The following is a 15,987-nucleotide window of genomic DNA, read 5'->3' as shown; positions in this document are numbered from 1 at the left end:
GTCAGCGTCGACGCGAGGATAGGTTGCTGCAGGTTGCCAGGTCCACCGGGCCGACATAGGGATTGCCCCAGCCCATCACGCAGCCGACCATGTGGTTGCGCTGGCGCTCCCAGGTCTGTGGCGGGTACTGCTTGTGCCAGGCGTTGTAGAGCTGGCGATCCTGCTTCGACAGGCGCAGACCGTAGCGGTCGCTCATGTAGAAGTAGGTGCGGGCGATCATCCCGCGAATCTGCGGGCGTGGCATCGCCTTGCGCGCCTTGAAGTCCACCACCATCGGGCAGGCGCCGTATTGCTGGGGTTTCTGCGGCAGCCAGCCGAAGCCGAAGTTGCTGCGGTCGCCGTTGACCTCGCCGATGCTCGGCACCAGGTTGTGCAGGTCGGCCTCGGCGCGCTGGTAGGTGCTGTCGTGCCTCGCGCAGTTGCTCCGCCCGCCGTTCTGCCAGCAGCGTCGCTGGTGACCGATCACCCAGGCCGGAACGATGTGTTCCCACTCGATGCGCCGCGCGCGGTTGGCGTTCTTCCTCGGCTTGTAGCCGCAACTGGCGAGGTCGACACGATTTCCCGAGTAGCGACAGCCGCAGTAGAACTCCACGGATTGCCGGGCGTAGAGCTTCCAGCCGATTTTCTTCGCTTCGGAGAACGTGCGGGGGGCGTTGGCCTGGCCGGCGCTGGCGAGGAGGAGGGCGAAAAGGCCTACAAACAAACGGGAAAGCATGCGGCAACTTCCAAAAAAATCCGCATGTTACTGATTTTGCAGGAGATGCCAATCGTGGCCAGTCCATGGCCAGGCGAGGGCGGACCTTCCCGTTTGCGTCGCGTCCATGCGATGGTTAGTATGCGTTCCGTATATGTTTTGTAGTCGAGGTGTAGTGTGGGCCTGGTGAAGATTTCCGAGCAATTGCACGAAGAGGCGCGCATCGCCTGCAAGGCCATGTCGCGCTCGATCAATGCCCAGGCCGAGCACTGGATGCGCATCGGCATGCTGATCGAAGCCAATCCCGGCCTGACCTATGCGCAGGTGCTACGCCAATTGATGGACGAAGCGCGCGAAAGCGACCGCCGCGAGCAGGACGCGGCGAGGATCTCGGGATGATCAAGAGCGCGGAGGAAATCCAGCGCATGAGCGTGGCCGGCGCGCTCACCGCGAAAGTCCTCGAAGCCCTCGACGAGGTGGTGCGGCCAGGCATCAGCACGGCAGAGATCGACCGCTTCTGCGAGCGCTACATCGTCGACACCCTCGCGGCGATTCCCGGCAGCAAGGGGCAGTACGGCTATCCGTTCACGGTGAACACCTCGGTCAACGAGGTGGTCTGCCATGGCTGGCCGTCGGCGCAGCAGATCCTCCGCGACGGCGATATCGTCAACGTCGACGTCACGGTGATCAAGGACGGCTATTTCGGCGACAGCAGCAAGATGTACCGGGTCGGCGCCATCGACCGCCAGGCGCAGAAGCTGCTCGACGTCACCCGCGAATGCCTGTACCGGGCGATCCGCGTGGTGCGCCCGGACGCCACCCTCGGCGATATCGGGCATGCCATCCAGAGTCACGCCGAAGCCAACGGTTATTCGGTGGTCCGCGAATACTGCGGGCATGGCATCGGCCGCAAGATGCACGAGGCGCCGCAGGTCCTGCACTTCGGTCGCGCTGGCGCGGGTGCGCGGCTGAAGGCCGGGATGACCTTCACCATCGAACCGATGATCAACCAGGGCGGCCACGCGGTGAAGCTGCACAAGGACGGCTGGACCGTGACCACCCGCGACCGCCGCCTGTCGGCCCAGTACGAGCACACCGTGCTGGTCACCGAGCGGGGTTGCCGGGTCCTGACCCTGCGCGAAGAGGAGCGCGAGGCGCTGGCCGACCTGGCTGGCTGATCGACGCCCGGCCTGGTTACACTGCGACGACTTTTCCGAAGGGAGGCTGGCGGGTGTCCGGCAGGCGTTTTGGCGAGTTCGAACTGCGCGCCACCTGGTTGCGCGAGGACAGCGGCTATCTGGCCGAGATCGAGATAACCAGCATCGACGACGGACGCACCGAATGGCTGGTGCTGCCGGGCCAGCCGCCGTGCGAGAGTCCGGCGGCCGCGCTGTCGCTGGCGGAAGCGGCGCTGTACCGGGTGCGCGGCTTCGATGCGCGGGGCCGGCCGCTGTTTTCCGACTGAGCCTGCTGGCAAATCGCATGGTGCATTTCGCATGATCTTGCAGTTTGCACGGACCGCTTCGCTGAGTATTTTCACAAGCTATTGATTTTAAATGGTTTTAATTTTCCATGTGGCTGGCATGAAAGCTGCTACCTTTCCCCGTGTTGCGGCTGCGCTGAAGTTCGCGGTCGGTTTTCATGCAAGAGGGGATAAACGATCATGGAAAAGTCCATCAAGATGCTGTTCGATGCCTTCCAGGCCACCTTTGCCGTATCCACCCAGATGCGTCCGGACGGCGGCGCCCTGCTGACCCTGCGCAACGGCGAAGAGATCGTGACCCGTCGCGTGGTGTCCGCCGCCCAGTTGGCCGACGAGAAGCGCATGTACTGGTTCATCAACGCCGTGCGCCGCGACCTGGCCCTGGAGGCAGGGAGCCTGCCGGTGGATGTGGTCGGTACCCTGCGTCGTTTGCAGGAGCGCGGCCTGCCGAGCTACATGGCGGGCTGAACGGTTCGTCCGGAATCCTGGCGGAGGCCTCCGGCAGGGCGGGCGAGAGTGCTAGAGTGAAGCTTCGAGGGGCTGGGCGAGGATCGACCGGCCCCGCTCGTGTCGGAAGGGAAGGCCAGGGCTGGCCTGCCCGTTCGGCGCTTCGGCAGGCTGGCGCAGAACGATGCAAGGTCGTTCGGGTCAGCATCAGGGATGAAATGACTGACAGGAGTCGGGATGCTGCGTTACGTCGTGGGTTTTCTCGCGTTCACCGTGCTGGCGGCCTATCTGTTGCTGGGGGTTTCCCAGCACGCCTTCCTGCCGTGACCGGTCGGCGTGGCGGCTTCAGCTGCGTTGTGGAAGAGGCTGTGGCGGTCGCGCGGGATGCCGGTTTTCGGCTTGCCGTGCCTTGCGTTGCAGGCGCGCGCGCCGACGCGGCACGCGCAGGAAGGCCCACAGGGTGACGCCGGCGAGGCCCAGCCAGGCGACGATCAGCAATGTGACGAAGGATTCGAGAGTCATGGTTCGTCCTCCTCTTACCCAAGGATAGACCCTGCGGGAAGGGGAATTACTGCAATCGGTCTTCGACCATGGTCTGAAACGCGGTCACTCGGGGCCGGCGCCGACCAGAGCCAGGCAGCCGGTGAGGCTGGTCAGCAGGGGCAGGGCGAGCAGGAAAGCCAGCCAGATGGCCTCCATGCGCAACAGCGTGGCGCCGAGGAACAGCGCGACCAGGAGGATGGTCATGAGCAGGGCGGTCCAGCCGAAGTACATGGCGAAGTTGTCGATGCCCAGGCCGATGCCCCAGCCCAGCAGCAGGGCCCATACCCCGGCCAGTGCCAGGCCGAGGGCCAGCATGCTCGCCAGGGTCCGGGCGGACGGGGCATGCAGCGGGTGGTTGCGGAATAGCTCGTAGAAGATCGGCGTATTCATCGGCGTCACCTCCGCAGGGGAACTTCCAGCCTAGCCCAGCGGGCGAGACGGCCCTAGACCTATTTGTCATTACGGGGCGTGACCTCAGGCCGCTAACATCCATCTTTTCCAGGCGATGCCGTGCATCGGGCTGCGGGCCCGATCACCGTTCGTCGCGCTGAGTCGAAAAAGAAACCGAAAGGGTTGCGTGCATGAGTGGCGAACTCGCCTCGTTCGAGGTGGATGGGTATCAACTGGTCTATCAGGACCTGGGCGAGGGCACGCCGGTGCTACTGGTCCACGGTTCGCTGTGCGACTACCGCTACTGGCAATGGCAGTTGCGCAGCCTCGGCGAGCGCCACCGGCTGATCGTGCCGAGCCTGCGTCACTACTACCCCGAGCGCTGGGACGGGCAGGGTGCGGACTTCACCAGCGCCCGCCACGTCGCCGACCTGCTGGCGCTGGTCGAGCGGCTCGGCGAGCCGGTACACCTGCTCGGCCATTCCCGTGGCGGCAACCTGGCGTTGCGCCTGGCGCTGGCCGCTCCGGACGCCCTGCGTTCGCTGAGCCTGGCCGATCCCGGCGGTGACTATGCCGCCGAGGTCTACGCTCACGCCGGCCTGCCTGCGCCCGAGGAGCCATTGGAACGCAACCAGTTCCGGCGCCAGGCGCTCGAATTGATCCGTGGCGGCGAGGCGGAGCGGGGGCTGGAACTGTTCGTCGATACGGTGAGCGGCGCCGGGGTATGGAAACGCTCGTCGGCGACGTTCCGCCGAATGACCCTGGACAACGCCATGACCCTGGTCGGGCAGGTGGCCGACCAGCCGCCGGCGCTGGCGCTGTCGGAACTGCGCTCGATCGACCTGCCGAGCCTGATCCTCAACGGCGAACGCAGTCCGCAACCGTTCCCGGCCACCGCCGAGGCGCTGGCGGCGGCCCTGCCGCGCGCCAAGCTGCAACGCATCCAGGGTGCGTCCCATGGCCTCAATGCCACCCGTCCGGCGGCTTTCAACCGGTCGGTACTGGAGTTCCTGGCGCGCGTCGATGGCGTTGCGCCGGACGTGGAAACGTCCTGAAGCGAGGCCGGGCGAACTGACCGCTCGTCAGCTCGCCACGGATGCTTTACCATGGGCGCTTCGCGCCGGATCAGCTCCGGCGTTTTTCGTCAGTATCCATTCCCAGTGATCTCCGTCCGCGCGCTTCGGCGCAGGGGTGCCGCAAGGCGCCTGCCACTGTGAGGCAGGCCGGCCCGGCGGGCGACGCTTACTGGCACATCCCAACCCACGTGGCCTTTGGTAGGGGTCACCACTAGGAGAGGAGGCGCCATGCCCATCATTACTCTTCCCGACGGCAGTCAACGTTCCTTCGATCACCCGGTCTCCGTGGCCGAGGTGGCCCAATCCATCGGCGCGGGCCTGGCCAAGGCGACCCTCGCCGGCAAGGTCGACGGCCGCCTGGTCGACGCCTGCGACACCATCGATCGCGACGCGACCCTGCAGATCATCACGCCCAAGGACGAGGAAGGACTGGAGATCATCCGCCACTCCTGTGCCCACCTGGTCGGCCATGCGGTCAAGCAGCTCTATCCGACCGCGAAGATGGTCATCGGCCCGGTGATCGAGGAAGGCTTCTACTACGACATCTTCTTCGAGCGCCCCTTCACCCCCGAGGACATGGCGGCGATCCAGCAGCGCATGCGCGAGCTGATCGACAAGGACTACGACGTGATCAAGAAGATGACCCCGCGCGCCGAGGTCATCGAGCTGTTCAAGTCCCGTGGCGAAGACTACAAGCTGCGCTTGATCGACGACATGCCGGACGAGAAGGCCATGGGCCTGTACTTCCATGAGGAGTATGTGGACATGTGCCGCGGCCCGCACGTGCCGAACACCCGCTTCCTCAAGGCGTTCCAGCTGACCAAGATTTCCGGCGCCTACTGGCGCGGCGACTCGAAGAACGAGCAGTTGCAACGTATCTACGGCACCGCCTGGGCCGACAAGAAGCAACTGGCGGCCTACATCCAGCGCATCGAAGAGGCCGAGAAGCGCGACCATCGCCGCATCGGCAAGCAGCTCGACCTGTTCCACCTGCAGGAAGAGGCGCCGGGCATGGTGTTCTGGCACCCGAACGGCTGGAGCGTCTACCAGGTGCTCGAGCAGTACATGCGCAAGGTCCAGCGCGACCATGGCTATGTCGAAGTGCGTACCCCGCAGGTGGTCGACCGCATCCTCTGGGAGCGTTCGGGCCACTGGTCGAACTACGCCGAGAACATGTTCACCACCTCCTCGGAAAGCCGCGACTACGCGGTCAAGCCGATGAACTGCCCGTGCCACGTGCAGATCTTCAACCAGGGCCTGAAGTCCTACCGCGACCTGCCGCTGCGCCTCGCCGAGTTCGGCGCCTGCCACCGCAACGAGCCGTCCGGCGCGCTGCACGGGATCATGCGCGTACGCGGCTTTACCCAGGACGACGCGCATATCTTCTGCACCGAAGAGCAGGTGAAGAAGGAAGCGGCCGATTTCATCAAGCTGACCTTGCAGGTCTACCGCGACTTCGGTTTCACCGACATCGCCATGAAGCTGTCGACCCGTCCGGCCAAGCGCGTCGGTTCCGACGAGCTGTGGGATCGCGCCGAAGGCGCGCTGGCCGATGCGCTGAACGAATCCGGCCTGGCCTGGGAATACCAGCCGGGCGAGGGCGCGTTCTATGGGCCAAAGATCGAGTTCACCCTGAAGGACTGCCTCGGCCGTAACTGGCAGTGCGGCACCCTGCAGTACGACCCGAACCTGCCGGAGCGCCTGGACGCCAGCTACATCGCCGAGGACAACAACCGTAAGCGCCCGGTGATGCTGCACCGTGCGATCCTCGGGTCCTTCGAGCGCTTCATCGGCATGCTCATCGAGCACTACGCCGGAGCCTTCCCGGCCTGGCTGGCGCCGACCCAGGCGGTGGTGATGAATATCACCGACAAGCAGGCCGATTTCGCCGCCGAGGTGGTGCGGATCCTCGGGGAAAGCGGATTCCGTGCCAAGTCCGACTTGAGAAACGAGAAGATCGGCTTTAAAATCCGCGAGCATACTTTGCTCAAGGTTCCCTATCTCTTGGTTATTGGAGATCGGGAAGTTGAATCGAAGGCCGTCGCGGTGCGTACGCGCGAAGGGGAAGACCTGGGCTCCATGCCCGTCACCCAGTTCGCTGAGCTGTTGGCACAGGCGGTTTCCCGGCGTGGTCGCCAAGACTCGGAGTAATCATTATTAAGCGTGAAATGAGACAGGATAAGCGAGCTCAACCGAAACCCCCGATCAACGAGAACATCTCGGCTCGTGAGGTACGGTTGATTGGAGCTGATGGCCAGCAGGTTGGTGTTGTTTCGATCGATGAGGCGATCCGCCTAGCCGAAGAGGCGAAGCTGGACCTGGTTGAGATTTCGGCCGACGCGGTGCCTCCTGTCTGCCGCATCATGGACTACGGCAAGCACCTGTTCGAGAAGAAGAAGCAGGCTGCGGTCGCCAAGAAGAACCAGAAGCAGGCGCAGGTCAAAGAAATCAAGTTTCGTCCAGGGACGGAAGAAGGGGATTACCAGGTAAAACTACGCAACCTGGTACGTTTCCTTAGTGAAGGGGACAAGGCCAAGGTATCCCTGCGATTCCGCGGTCGTGAGATGGCTCACCAGGAGCTGGGGATGGAGCTGTTGAAGCGGGTCGAAGCCGACCTCGTGGAGTACGGCACCGTCGAGCAGCATCCTAAGCTGGAAGGACGCCAGCTGATGATGGTCATCGCTCCCAAGAAGAAAAAGTAACCACCAGGGCACTGGCAGGCCTTGCGGTTATGCGTAATCACTCAATGCGGAGTATCCGAACATGCCAAAGATGAAGACCAAAAGTGGCGCGGCCAAGCGCTTCAAGAAGACTGCTGGTGGCCTCAAGCACAAGCACGCCTTCAAGAGCCACATCCTGACCAAGATGACCACCAAGCGTAAGCGTCAACTGCGCGGCACCTCGATGCTGAACAAGTCTGACGTTGCGCGCGTAGAACGCTCCCTGCGTCTGCGCTGATTATTAAGGTAGAGGATTAATTCATGGCTCGTGTTAAGCGTGGCGTTATCGCCCGTCGTCGTCACAAGAAAATTCTGAAGCTCGCCAAGGGCTACTACGGTGCACGCTCGCGCGTGTTCCGCGTTGCCAAGCAGGCGGTGATCAAGGCTGGCCAATACGCCTACCGTGACCGTCGTCAGCGCAAGCGTCAGTTCCGCGCACTGTGGATCGCCCGTATCAACGCTGGTGCTCGTCAGAACGGTCTGTCCTACAGCCGCCTGATCGCCGGCCTGAAAAAGGCGGCCATCGAGATCGACCGTAAGGTCCTGGCCGATCTGGCAGTGAACGAAAAAGCGGCGTTTACCGCGATTGTCGAGAAAGCGAAGGCAAGCTTGGCTTAAGCCCTACGACAATCACCGGACCTCGGTCCGGACGTAACGTCACCGATAGGGGAAGAGCCTTACCGCTCTTCCCCTATTTTGTATCTGGAGTCCATACATGGAAAACCTGGATGCGCTGGTCTCTCAAGCATTGGAGGCTGTGCGACACACCGAAGACGTCAATGCCCTGGAGCAGATCCGGGTTCACTACCTCGGCAAGAAAGGCGAACTGACCCAGGTGATGAAGACCCTGGGCGACCTGCCGGCCGAAGAGCGGCCGAAGGTCGGCGCGCTGATCAACGTGGCCAAGGAAAAGGTCCAGGATGCGCTGAACGCGCGTAAGACCGAGCTGGAAGGGGCCGCGCTGGCCGCCCGGCTGGCCGCGGAGCGCATCGACGTCACCCTGCCTGGCCGTGGCCAGCTGAGCGGCGGCCTGCATCCGGTCACCCGCACGCTGGAGCGCATCGAGCAGTGCTTCAGCCGCATCGGCTACGAAGTCGCCGAAGGCCCGGAAGTCGAAGACGACTACCACAACTTCGAAGCGCTCAACATTCCGGGCCACCACCCGGCGCGTGCCATGCACGATACTTTCTATTTCAATGCGAACATGCTGCTGCGTACCCACACCTCACCGGTGCAGGTGCGGACCATGGAGTCCCAGCAGCCGCCGATCCGCATTGTCTGCCCGGGGCGCGTCTACCGCTGCGACTCCGACCTGACCCACTCGCCGATGTTCCACCAGGTGGAAGGCCTGCTGGTGGACGAGGGCGTCAGCTTCGCCGACCTCAAGGGCACCATCGAGGAATTCCTCCGCGCCTTCTTCGAGAAGCAGCTCGAAGTGCGCTTCCGTCCGTCCTTCTTCCCCTTCACCGAGCCCTCGGCCGAAGTGGACATCCAGTGCGTGATCTGCAGCGGCAACGGCTGCCGCGTGTGCAAGCAGACCGGCTGGCTGGAAGTCATGGGGTGCGGCATGGTGCACCCGAACGTGCTGCGCATGTCCAACATCGATCCCGAGAAATTCCAGGGCTTCGCCTTCGGCATGGGCGCCGAGCGCCTGGCCATGCTGCGCTACGGGGTGAACGACCTGCGTCTGTTCTTCGATAACGATCTGCGCTTCCTCGGACAATTCCGCTAGGCCAGAACGCAACCGGATTCCTTAGGAGAACAGGATGAAATTCAGTGAAAAGTGGCTGCGGAGCTGGGCAAATCCGCAGGTTTCCCATGACGAGCTGGTCGCTCGCCTGTCCATGGTCGGCCTCGAGGTCGACGCCGACCTGCCGGTCGCCGGCGCCTTCAGCGGCGTGGTGGTCGGCGAGGTGCTCTCGACCGAACAGCATCCGGACGCCGACAAGCTGCGCGTCTGCCAGGTCAGCAACGGCAGCGAGACCTTCCAGGTCGTCTGCGGTGCGCCCAACGTGCGCGCGGGCCTGAAGATTCCCTTCGCCATGATCGGCGCCGAACTGCCGGGCGACTTCAAGATCAAGAAAGCCAAGCTGCGCGGCGTCGAGTCCTTCGGCATGCTCTGCTCGGCCAAGGAATTGCAGATCAGCGAAGAGAACGCCGGTCTGCTCGAGCTGCCGGCCGACGCGCCGGTCGGCCAGGACGTCCGCGCCTACCTGGAGCTGGACGACTACACCATCGAGGTCGGCCTGACCCCGAACCGCGGTGACTGCCTGTCGCTCGCCGGCCTGGCCCGCGAAGTCAGCGCCATCTACGACGTCCCGCTGGCGCCGGTGGCGGTGGACGCGGTCGCCGCGCAGCACGACGAGACCCGTCCGGTCGAACTCGCCGCGCCGGCCGCCTGCCCGCGCTACCTCGGCCGGGTGATCCGCAACGTCGACCTGAGCCGGCCGACCCCGTTGTGGATGGTCGAGCGCCTGCGCCGTTCCGACATTCGCAGTATCGATCCGGTGGTCGACGTCACCAACTACGTGATGATCGAACTGGGCCAGCCGATGCATGCCTTCGACCTTGCCGAGATCAACGGCGGCGTGCGCGTGCGCATGGCCGAGGACGGCGAGAAGCTGGTCCTGCTCGACGGCCAGGAAATCACCCTGCGCGCCGACACCCTGGTGATCGCCGACCACCAGCGCGCCCTGGCCATCGCCGGGGTGATGGGCGGCGAGCACAGCGGCGTCAGCGACAGCACTCGCGACCTGTTCCTCGAAGCCGCGTTCTTCGACACCATCGCCCTGGCCGGCAAGGCCCGCTCCTATGGCCTGCACACCGACTCCTCGCATCGCTTCGAGCGCGGCGTCGACAGCCAGTTGGCGCGCAAGGCCATGGAGCGCGCGACGCGCCTGATCCTCGACATCGTCGGCGGTGAACCGGGGCCGATCGTCGAGCAGGTCAGCGAAGCGCACCTGCCGAAGGTCGCGCCGATCACCCTGCGCGCCGAGCGCGTGACCCAGATGCTCGGCATGCCGCTGGACGCCGCCGAGATCGTGCGCCTGCTGCAAGCCCTGGAACTAACGGTGGTAGCCGACGGGGAAGGGCAGTGGTCGGTCGGCGTACCGAGCCATCGCTTCGACATTTCCCTGGAAGTCGACCTGATCGAGGAACTGGCCCGTCTCTACGGCTACAACCGCCTGCCGGTGCGCTACCCGCAGGCGCGCCTGGCGCCGAACAACAAGCCGGAAGCGCGCGCCGCGCTGCCGCTGCTGCGGCGCCTGCTGGTCGCCCGCGGCTATCAGGAAGCGATCACCTTCAGCTTCATCGATCCGGCCCTGTTCGAACTGTTCGATCCGGGCACCCAGCCGCTGACCCTGGCCAACCCGATCTCCGCCGACATGGCGGCGATGCGTTCCAGCCTCTGGCCGGGCCTGGTCAAGGCGCTGCAGCACAACCTCAACCGCCAGCAGTCGCGGGTCCGCCTGTTCGAAAGCGGCCTGCGCTTCGTCGGTCAACTGGAAGGCCTGAAGCAGGAAGCCATGCTCGCCGGCGCCATCTGCGGCAGGCGCCTGCCGGAAGGCTGGGCCAACGGCCGTGACGGCGTGGACTTCTTCGACGCCAAGGCCGATGTCGAGGCAGTGCTGGCCAGTGCCGGTGCCCTCGGCGACTTCAGCTTCGTGCCCGGCGAGCACCCGGCGCTGCACCCGGGGCAGACCGCGCGCATCGAGCGGGAAGGGCGGCTGGTCGGCTACCTGGGTGCGCTGCATCCGGAACTGGCGAAGAAACTCGACCTCGAGCAGCCGGTGTTCCTCTTCGAGCTGCTGTTGGCCGAAGTGGTCGACGGTCACCTGCCGAAGTTCCGCGAGCTGTCGCGCTTCCCCGAAGTGCGCCGCGACCTGGCGCTACTGGTGGATCAGGACGTGCCGGCACAAGACATCCTGACACAAATCCGTGCGGCGGCCGGCGAATGGCTGACGGACCTCAGGCTGTTTGATGTGTATCACGGTAAAGGCATTGATCCGCATAGAAAAAGCCTTGCCGTCGGCTTGACCTGGCAGCATCCATCGCGCACTCTTAATGACGATGAAGTCAATAGCACGACGCAGAACATCGTCACGTCGTTGGAAGAAAGGTTCAATGCCACGTTAAGGAAATAGCGTATGGGGGCTCTGACGAAAGCTGAAATTGCGGAACGTCTGTACGAAGAGCTGGGCCTGAACAAACGGGAAGCCAAGGAGTTGGTGGAGCTGTTCTTCGAAGAGATCCGCCAGGCGCTGGAGCATAACGAGCAGGTCAAGTTGTCCGGTTTCGGCAACTTCGACCTGCGCGACAAGCGCCAGCGCCCCGGACGCAACCCGAAGACCGGCGAAGAAATTCCGATTACGGCCCGCCGCGTTGTCACCTTTCGTCCAGGGCAGAAACTGAAGGCCAGGGTTGAGGCATATGCTGGAACCAAGTCATAACGACGAGCTGCCACCGATTCCCGGCAAGCGCTACTTCACCATCGGCGAAGTCAGCGACTTGTGCGCGGTCAAGCCCCACGTGCTGCGCTACTGGGAGCAGGAGTTCCCGCAGCTCAACCCGGTGAAGCGCCGCGGAAACCGCCGCTATTATCAGCGCCAGGACGTGCTGATGATCCGCCAGATCCGCGCGCTCCTCTACGACCAGGGCTTCACCATCGGCGGGGCGCGCCAGCGCCTCTCCGGCGACGAGGCCAAGGACGACGTCACCCAGTACAAGCAGCTCATCCGCCAGATGATCGCCGAGCTGGAGGAAGTCCTGCTGGTCCTGAAGAAGTGACGGAAGCAAAAAAAACTTCCACTTATCAGAAGCTTAGTATATAGTGCGGCTCACTTCGGAAGCACAGCCACTGAGCTTGGAAGTACAGTCGGGGCGTAGCGCAGCCTGGTAGCGCACTTGCATGGGGTGCAAGGGGTCGAGTGTTCGAATCACTCCGTCCCGACCAAAAAACCCTAGAAAATCCAGCCACTTAGCGGTGGCTGGATTTTTTTATGCTTGTCGTTTTTCTGTCTTGGGCTGATTTCCGGTATTTTGGTCACCGTTGGGTCACCGTTAGTGGAAGTCTACATAGCAGCAAGCAGTTGTCGCTTTGGCCGAAAATGGCAAGGGAGGGCAGTAAAGTGGCTTACGATCCAAGACGCGCGTTGGAATTACTCCAAATTGGCTCCGGAAGTGCCGATGCCAATTTCCGTGACGGCCAAGAAGATGCCATTCGCCACATCGTTGAAGGCAAAGGCCGCTTGCTGGTGGTGCAGAAGACTGGGTGGGGAAAGAGCTTCGTCTATTTCATCGCGACCAAGTTGCTGCGTGAAGAGGGCTCCGGTCCTGCACTACTGATTTCTCCGCTGCTGGCGTTGATGCGAAACCAGATCGCCGCAGCAGATCGGATGGGCGTTCGTGCTGCCACGATCAACTCAGACAACATGGACGAATGGACGGCAGTCGAGGGTAAACTAGCTAAGGGGGAGGTCGACATTTTGTTGATCTCGCCCGAGCGTCTGGCAAACGAGCGCTTCCGCACCCAGGTTTTGGCTGGCATCGCCGCACAGATCTCCCTGCTGGTTATCGACGAAGCGCATTGCATTTCCGATTGGGGGCATGACTTCCGCCCGCACTATCGTCTGTTGGAGCGCATCGTCAAAACGCTGCCGCCCAACCTGCGACTCCTCGCTACCACGGCGACAGCGAACAACCGCGTGATGGAGGACCTTGCTGCCGTACTCGGTCCGAAGCTTGATGTCTCGCGTGGAGACTTGAATCGGACTTCGCTTTCCTTACAGACCATCCGCATGCCCAGCCAGGCTGAACGTCTTGCTTGGCTGGCAGAGCAACTCTCTACACTGCAAGGTCACGGCATCATTTATACGCTGACCGTGCGTGACGCCAATCAGGTCGCGGAATGGCTGAAGACCCAAGGCTTCAATGTGGAAGCCTACACCGGGGAAACTGGTGATCGCCGCGAGCAGCTGGAACAGGCGCTGCTCAATAACCAGGTCAAAGCGCTGGTTGCCACTACGGCATTGGGCATGGGCTATGACAAGCCCGACCTGGCGTTTGTCATTCACTATCAGATGCCAGGCTCGGTGGTCGCCTACTACCAACAGGTTGGCCGCGCGGGGCGTGCGTTGGACTCCGCCTACGGCGTACTGCTAAGCGGCGAGGAGGAGTTCGACATCACGGACTGGTTCATCCGCAGCGCCTTCCCAACCCGAAAGGAAGTGGCCGATGTCCTGGGAGCGCTCGAAGAAGAGCCCAACGGCTTGTCCGTCCCTGAGCTGCTGAGCCGAGTCAATCTGAGCAAAGGGCGCGTCGAGAAGACGATTGCGCTGCTCTCACTCGAAGCGCCGGCCCCTATCGCCAAGCAAGGCAGTAAGTGGCAGCTCACGGCGGCAATGCTGAGCGAAGCGTTTTGGAGTCGCGCGGAACGTCTCACTGCACTTCGGCGAGACGAACACCAGCAGATGCAGGACTACGTCAGTCTGCCGTTTGGTGAGCACATGGGCTTTCTGATTGGAGCACTCGACGGCGATCCAAGTGCTGTCACTGAACCAGCCTTACCGCCACTGCCAATAAGCGTGGATGCTGAGCTGGTCAAAGCGGCCGTCGCATTTCTTCGTCGCACCAGCTTGCCCATTGAGCCACGCAAGAAATGGCCCGATGGCGGGATGCCCCAGTACAGCATCAAGGGATTCATCGCGCCCGAGCATCAGGCCGAGTCCGGCAAAGCGCTATGTGTCTGGGGAGACGCTGGCTGGGGCGGCTTGGTTCGACAGGGCAAATACCACGACGGTCATTTTTCAGATGACCTTGTTGCTGCCTGCGTGAAGATGATCAAAGAGTGGGATCCGCAACCAGCGCCGACCTGGTTGACCAGCGTACCTTCGCTTCGGCATCCCGATTTGGTACCGAATTTCGCACAACGCTTGGCTGCCGCGCTGGGTCTGCCGTTTCATATGGTCATCTCGAAAACAGACGCAAGGCCCGAACAGAAAACGATGGCAAACAGTACACAACAGGCGCGCAACATTGATGGCTCGCTCGCACTTAACGGCCAGCCCATCCCGCCCGGGCCCGTCCTCCTGGTAGATGACATGGTTGATTCACGCTGGACGCTAACGGTGTCTGCGTGGCTGCTACGCAAGAGCGGCAGTGGCGCGGTTTGGCCGATGGCCCTCTCGCAGACGGGGCACGACGAATGACGCCAGTCCTTTCACCCAACACCCAGGCGATCCTGCTGTTGACGGCGCCGCTCATTGCCGGACGAGGCACTGCATCACCAGATCTGCTCTCGCCCGGTGAGTACAAACGACTCGCCCGTCACTTGCGTGAGATCCAGCATCAGCCGGCCGATCTTCTCTCGTCGGGCGCGGCTGAAATCCTGCGTGCGTGTCAGCCTGTGATCGATGAGAGCCGTCTGCAGCGATTGTTGGGGCGCGGATTTCTGTTGAGCCAAGTGATCGAGCGCTGGCAAGCTCGTGCCATTTGGGTGGTCAGCCGTGCCGATGCCGAGTATCCGCGTCGGCTGAAGGCTCGCCTGCGAGAAGATGCACCAGCTGTCCTCTATGGCTGTGGTGACATGGGCTTGCTGGAAACCGGTGGGCTTGCCGTCGTCGGGTCTCGCCATGTGGACGATGAGTTGATTGACTACACCATGTCGGTTGGACGACTGGCTGCCCGTGCTAATAGAGCGCTTGTGTCAGGCGGCGCCAAAGGTATCGATCAAGCCGCCATGCGTGGTGCACTTGAAGCGGGTGGCAAGGTCTGCGGCGTACTGGCAGACAGCCTCGAAAAGACCACCATGAACCGCGAGCACCGCAACCTGCTGCTTGATGGCCAACTGGTGCTGATCTCCCCCTACGATCCAAGCGCCGGGTTCAACGTCGGCAATGCCATGCAGCGCAACAAGCTGATTTATGCCTTGGCGGATGCCTCGCTGGTGGTGAGTTCCGACCTCAACAAGGGCGGCACTTGGGCGGGGGCCATCGAGCAGCTCGACAAACTCAAATTCGTCCCCGTCTTTGTCCGTTCGACGGGCGAATCGTCTGCCGGCTTGGACGCTCTGCGAAAGAAAGGCGCGCTGCCTTGGCCGAATCCGCAAGACGTTGATACGTTCGCTGAAGTGTTCAACGTGCAGATGCCGACGGTCACCGATTCTCCACAGGTTGGCTTATCGCTGCTTGACGGATCACCGGCTGCCGTCACCACGGCACCTATACCGCCAGATGCCGCTTCGTTACCTACGACCGAGAGCGAGCCAGCTGTTTCTAATGCGCAGCCTTCCGCAGCGACATCCGATGAACTGCCAATAGCCACTTCGGAAGCATTGGCGCCAGCGGGCGAGACCAAGGAGTCACCGCAGCCGGAATCGATCCCGGCCGACGTGCTCTTCGCAGCAGTGCGTGTAGCGATTCAGCAGCTCTTGAACGCACCGATGAAAGATGCCGAAGTGGCTACCGCTCTGGACGTCTCCAACACGCAGGCCAAGGTATGGTTGCAGAGGCTGGTCGATGAAGGGCTGATCGAGAAACAGAAGAAGCCCGCGGGCTACATCCTGAAGCAGAAACGACTGCTCTAGTGAGGTAGATGAACAGCCAACAAGAACACACGCCGCCGTGCGACGGCATC

Annotated in this window: 18 protein-coding genes and 1 tRNA gene; 16 read left to right on the top strand and 3 right to left on the bottom strand. The window is 62.8% G+C overall.

The window, feature by feature from the left end; genetic code table 11:
• Position 1 precedes the first annotated feature (1 nt).
• Positions 2-715: an endonuclease gene (locus VQ065_RS19635; protein ID WP_003099106.1), complete on the bottom strand. Its 714-nt coding sequence runs from the start codon at positions 713-715 to the stop codon at positions 2-4.
• A gap of 156 nt (positions 716-871) precedes the next feature.
• Here VQ065_RS19635 and VQ065_RS19630 point away from each other — a divergent pair, with 156 nt between their 5' ends.
• The 4 genes from VQ065_RS19630 (at position 872) to VQ065_RS19615 (ending at position 2,645) form a co-directional block, all read left to right on the top strand.
• Positions 872-1,093 (top strand): ParD-like family protein, encoded by a 222-nt coding sequence (locus VQ065_RS19630; RefSeq protein WP_003090688.1) that lies wholly within the window; start codon positions 872-874, stop codon positions 1,091-1,093.
• Entirely contained in the window at positions 1,090-1,872 is a 783-nt protein-coding gene (gene map, locus VQ065_RS19625) for a type I methionyl aminopeptidase (protein ID WP_003090687.1), read from the top strand. The genes VQ065_RS19630 and map overlap by 4 nt, the downstream gene beginning before the upstream one ends.
• A 53-nt stretch (positions 1,873-1,925) precedes the next feature.
• Positions 1,926-2,159 carry a hypothetical protein gene (locus VQ065_RS19620; RefSeq protein WP_003090686.1) on the top strand — a complete coding sequence of 78 codons (234 nt, stop codon included), beginning with the start codon at positions 1,926-1,928 and terminating at the stop codon, positions 2,157-2,159.
• 198 nt (positions 2,160-2,357) lie between these two features.
• Complete coding sequence (locus VQ065_RS19615; RefSeq protein ID WP_003090684.1) at positions 2,358-2,645, top strand: DUF3509 domain-containing protein; 288 nt, start codon at positions 2,358-2,360, stop codon at positions 2,643-2,645.
• A 324-nt stretch (positions 2,646-2,969) separates the two neighbouring features.
• Here VQ065_RS19615 and VQ065_RS19610 read toward each other — a convergent pair whose 3' ends face one another.
• Together VQ065_RS19610 and VQ065_RS19605 are read right to left on the bottom strand one after the other, a co-directional pair.
• Positions 2,970-3,146 (bottom strand): hypothetical protein, encoded by a 177-nt coding sequence (locus tag VQ065_RS19610; protein WP_003090682.1) that lies wholly within the window; start codon positions 3,144-3,146, stop codon positions 2,970-2,972.
• Between the two features lie 84 nt (positions 3,147-3,230).
• Positions 3,231-3,557, bottom strand: coding sequence for a hypothetical protein (locus VQ065_RS19605; RefSeq protein WP_003090681.1), 327 nt, complete (start codon positions 3,555-3,557; stop codon positions 3,231-3,233).
• Positions 3,558-3,748: 191 nt separating this feature from the next.
• Between VQ065_RS19605 and VQ065_RS19600 the strand changes: the two genes are divergently transcribed.
• The 12 genes from VQ065_RS19600 to VQ065_RS19545 all read left to right on the top strand — a co-directional run bounded on the left by VQ065_RS19600 (position 3,749) and on the right by VQ065_RS19545 (position 15,937).
• A complete protein-coding gene (locus VQ065_RS19600; protein ID WP_003090679.1) occupies positions 3,749-4,612 on the top strand; it encodes an alpha/beta fold hydrolase in 864 nt (287 codons plus the stop codon).
• Positions 4,613-4,861: 249 nt separating this feature from the next.
• Positions 4,862-6,784 (top strand): threonine--tRNA ligase, encoded by a 1,923-nt coding sequence (gene thrS / locus VQ065_RS19595; protein ID WP_003090677.1) that lies wholly within the window; start codon positions 4,862-4,864, stop codon positions 6,782-6,784.
• A complete protein-coding gene (infC, locus tag VQ065_RS19590; RefSeq protein ID WP_003119938.1) occupies positions 6,784-7,335 on the top strand; it encodes a translation initiation factor IF-3 in 552 nt (183 codons plus the stop codon). The genes thrS and infC overlap by 1 nt, the downstream gene beginning before the upstream one ends.
• A 61-nt stretch (positions 7,336-7,396) precedes the next feature.
• On the top strand, positions 7,397-7,591 hold the full coding sequence (gene rpmI, locus VQ065_RS19585) for a 50S ribosomal protein L35 (RefSeq protein WP_003090673.1): 195 nt from the start codon (positions 7,397-7,399) through the stop codon (positions 7,589-7,591).
• A gap of 23 nt (positions 7,592-7,614) precedes the next feature.
• A complete protein-coding gene (rplT, locus tag VQ065_RS19580; RefSeq protein ID WP_003099086.1) occupies positions 7,615-7,971 on the top strand; it encodes a 50S ribosomal protein L20 in 357 nt (118 codons plus the stop codon).
• A 97-nt stretch (positions 7,972-8,068) separates the two neighbouring features.
• Positions 8,069-9,085: a phenylalanine--tRNA ligase subunit alpha gene (gene pheS / locus VQ065_RS19575; protein WP_003090666.1), complete on the top strand. Its 1,017-nt coding sequence runs from the start codon at positions 8,069-8,071 to the stop codon at positions 9,083-9,085.
• A 34-nt stretch (positions 9,086-9,119) separates the two neighbouring features.
• On the top strand, positions 9,120-11,498 hold the full coding sequence (pheT, locus tag VQ065_RS19570; RefSeq protein WP_003090664.1) for a phenylalanine--tRNA ligase subunit beta: 2,379 nt from the start codon (positions 9,120-9,122) through the stop codon (positions 11,496-11,498).
• A 3-nt stretch (positions 11,499-11,501) separates the two neighbouring features.
• Positions 11,502-11,804 carry an integration host factor subunit alpha gene (gene ihfA, locus VQ065_RS19565; RefSeq protein ID WP_003090661.1) on the top strand — a complete coding sequence of 101 codons (303 nt, stop codon included), beginning with the start codon at positions 11,502-11,504 and terminating at the stop codon, positions 11,802-11,804.
• On the top strand, positions 11,785-12,141 hold the full coding sequence (locus VQ065_RS19560) for a MerR family transcriptional regulator (protein ID WP_003090655.1): 357 nt from the start codon (positions 11,785-11,787) through the stop codon (positions 12,139-12,141). Before ihfA ends, VQ065_RS19560 begins: the two co-directional genes overlap by 20 nt.
• Positions 12,142-12,230: 89 nt before the next feature.
• Positions 12,231-12,307 (top strand) — tRNA-Pro (locus VQ065_RS19555).
• A 175-nt stretch (positions 12,308-12,482) separates the two neighbouring features.
• Positions 12,483-14,561 carry a RecQ family ATP-dependent DNA helicase gene (locus tag VQ065_RS19550; protein ID WP_023098559.1) on the top strand — a complete coding sequence of 693 codons (2,079 nt, stop codon included), beginning with the start codon at positions 12,483-12,485 and terminating at the stop codon, positions 14,559-14,561.
• Entirely contained in the window at positions 14,558-15,937 is a 1,380-nt protein-coding gene (locus VQ065_RS19545) for a DNA-processing protein DprA (RefSeq protein ID WP_014603868.1), read from the top strand. The genes VQ065_RS19550 and VQ065_RS19545 overlap by 4 nt, the downstream gene beginning before the upstream one ends.
• The last annotated feature ends 50 nt before the right edge of the window (positions 15,938-15,987 follow it).

The sequence above is a fragment of the Pseudomonas sp. KBN10P06128 genome, assembly GCF_037574945.1.
Lineage (GTDB): Bacteria > Pseudomonadota > Gammaproteobacteria > Pseudomonadales > Pseudomonadaceae > Pseudomonas > Pseudomonas aeruginosa.
Note: the sequence above shows the minus strand (reverse complement) of the source record. Positions and strands in the feature narration are given on the sequence as shown.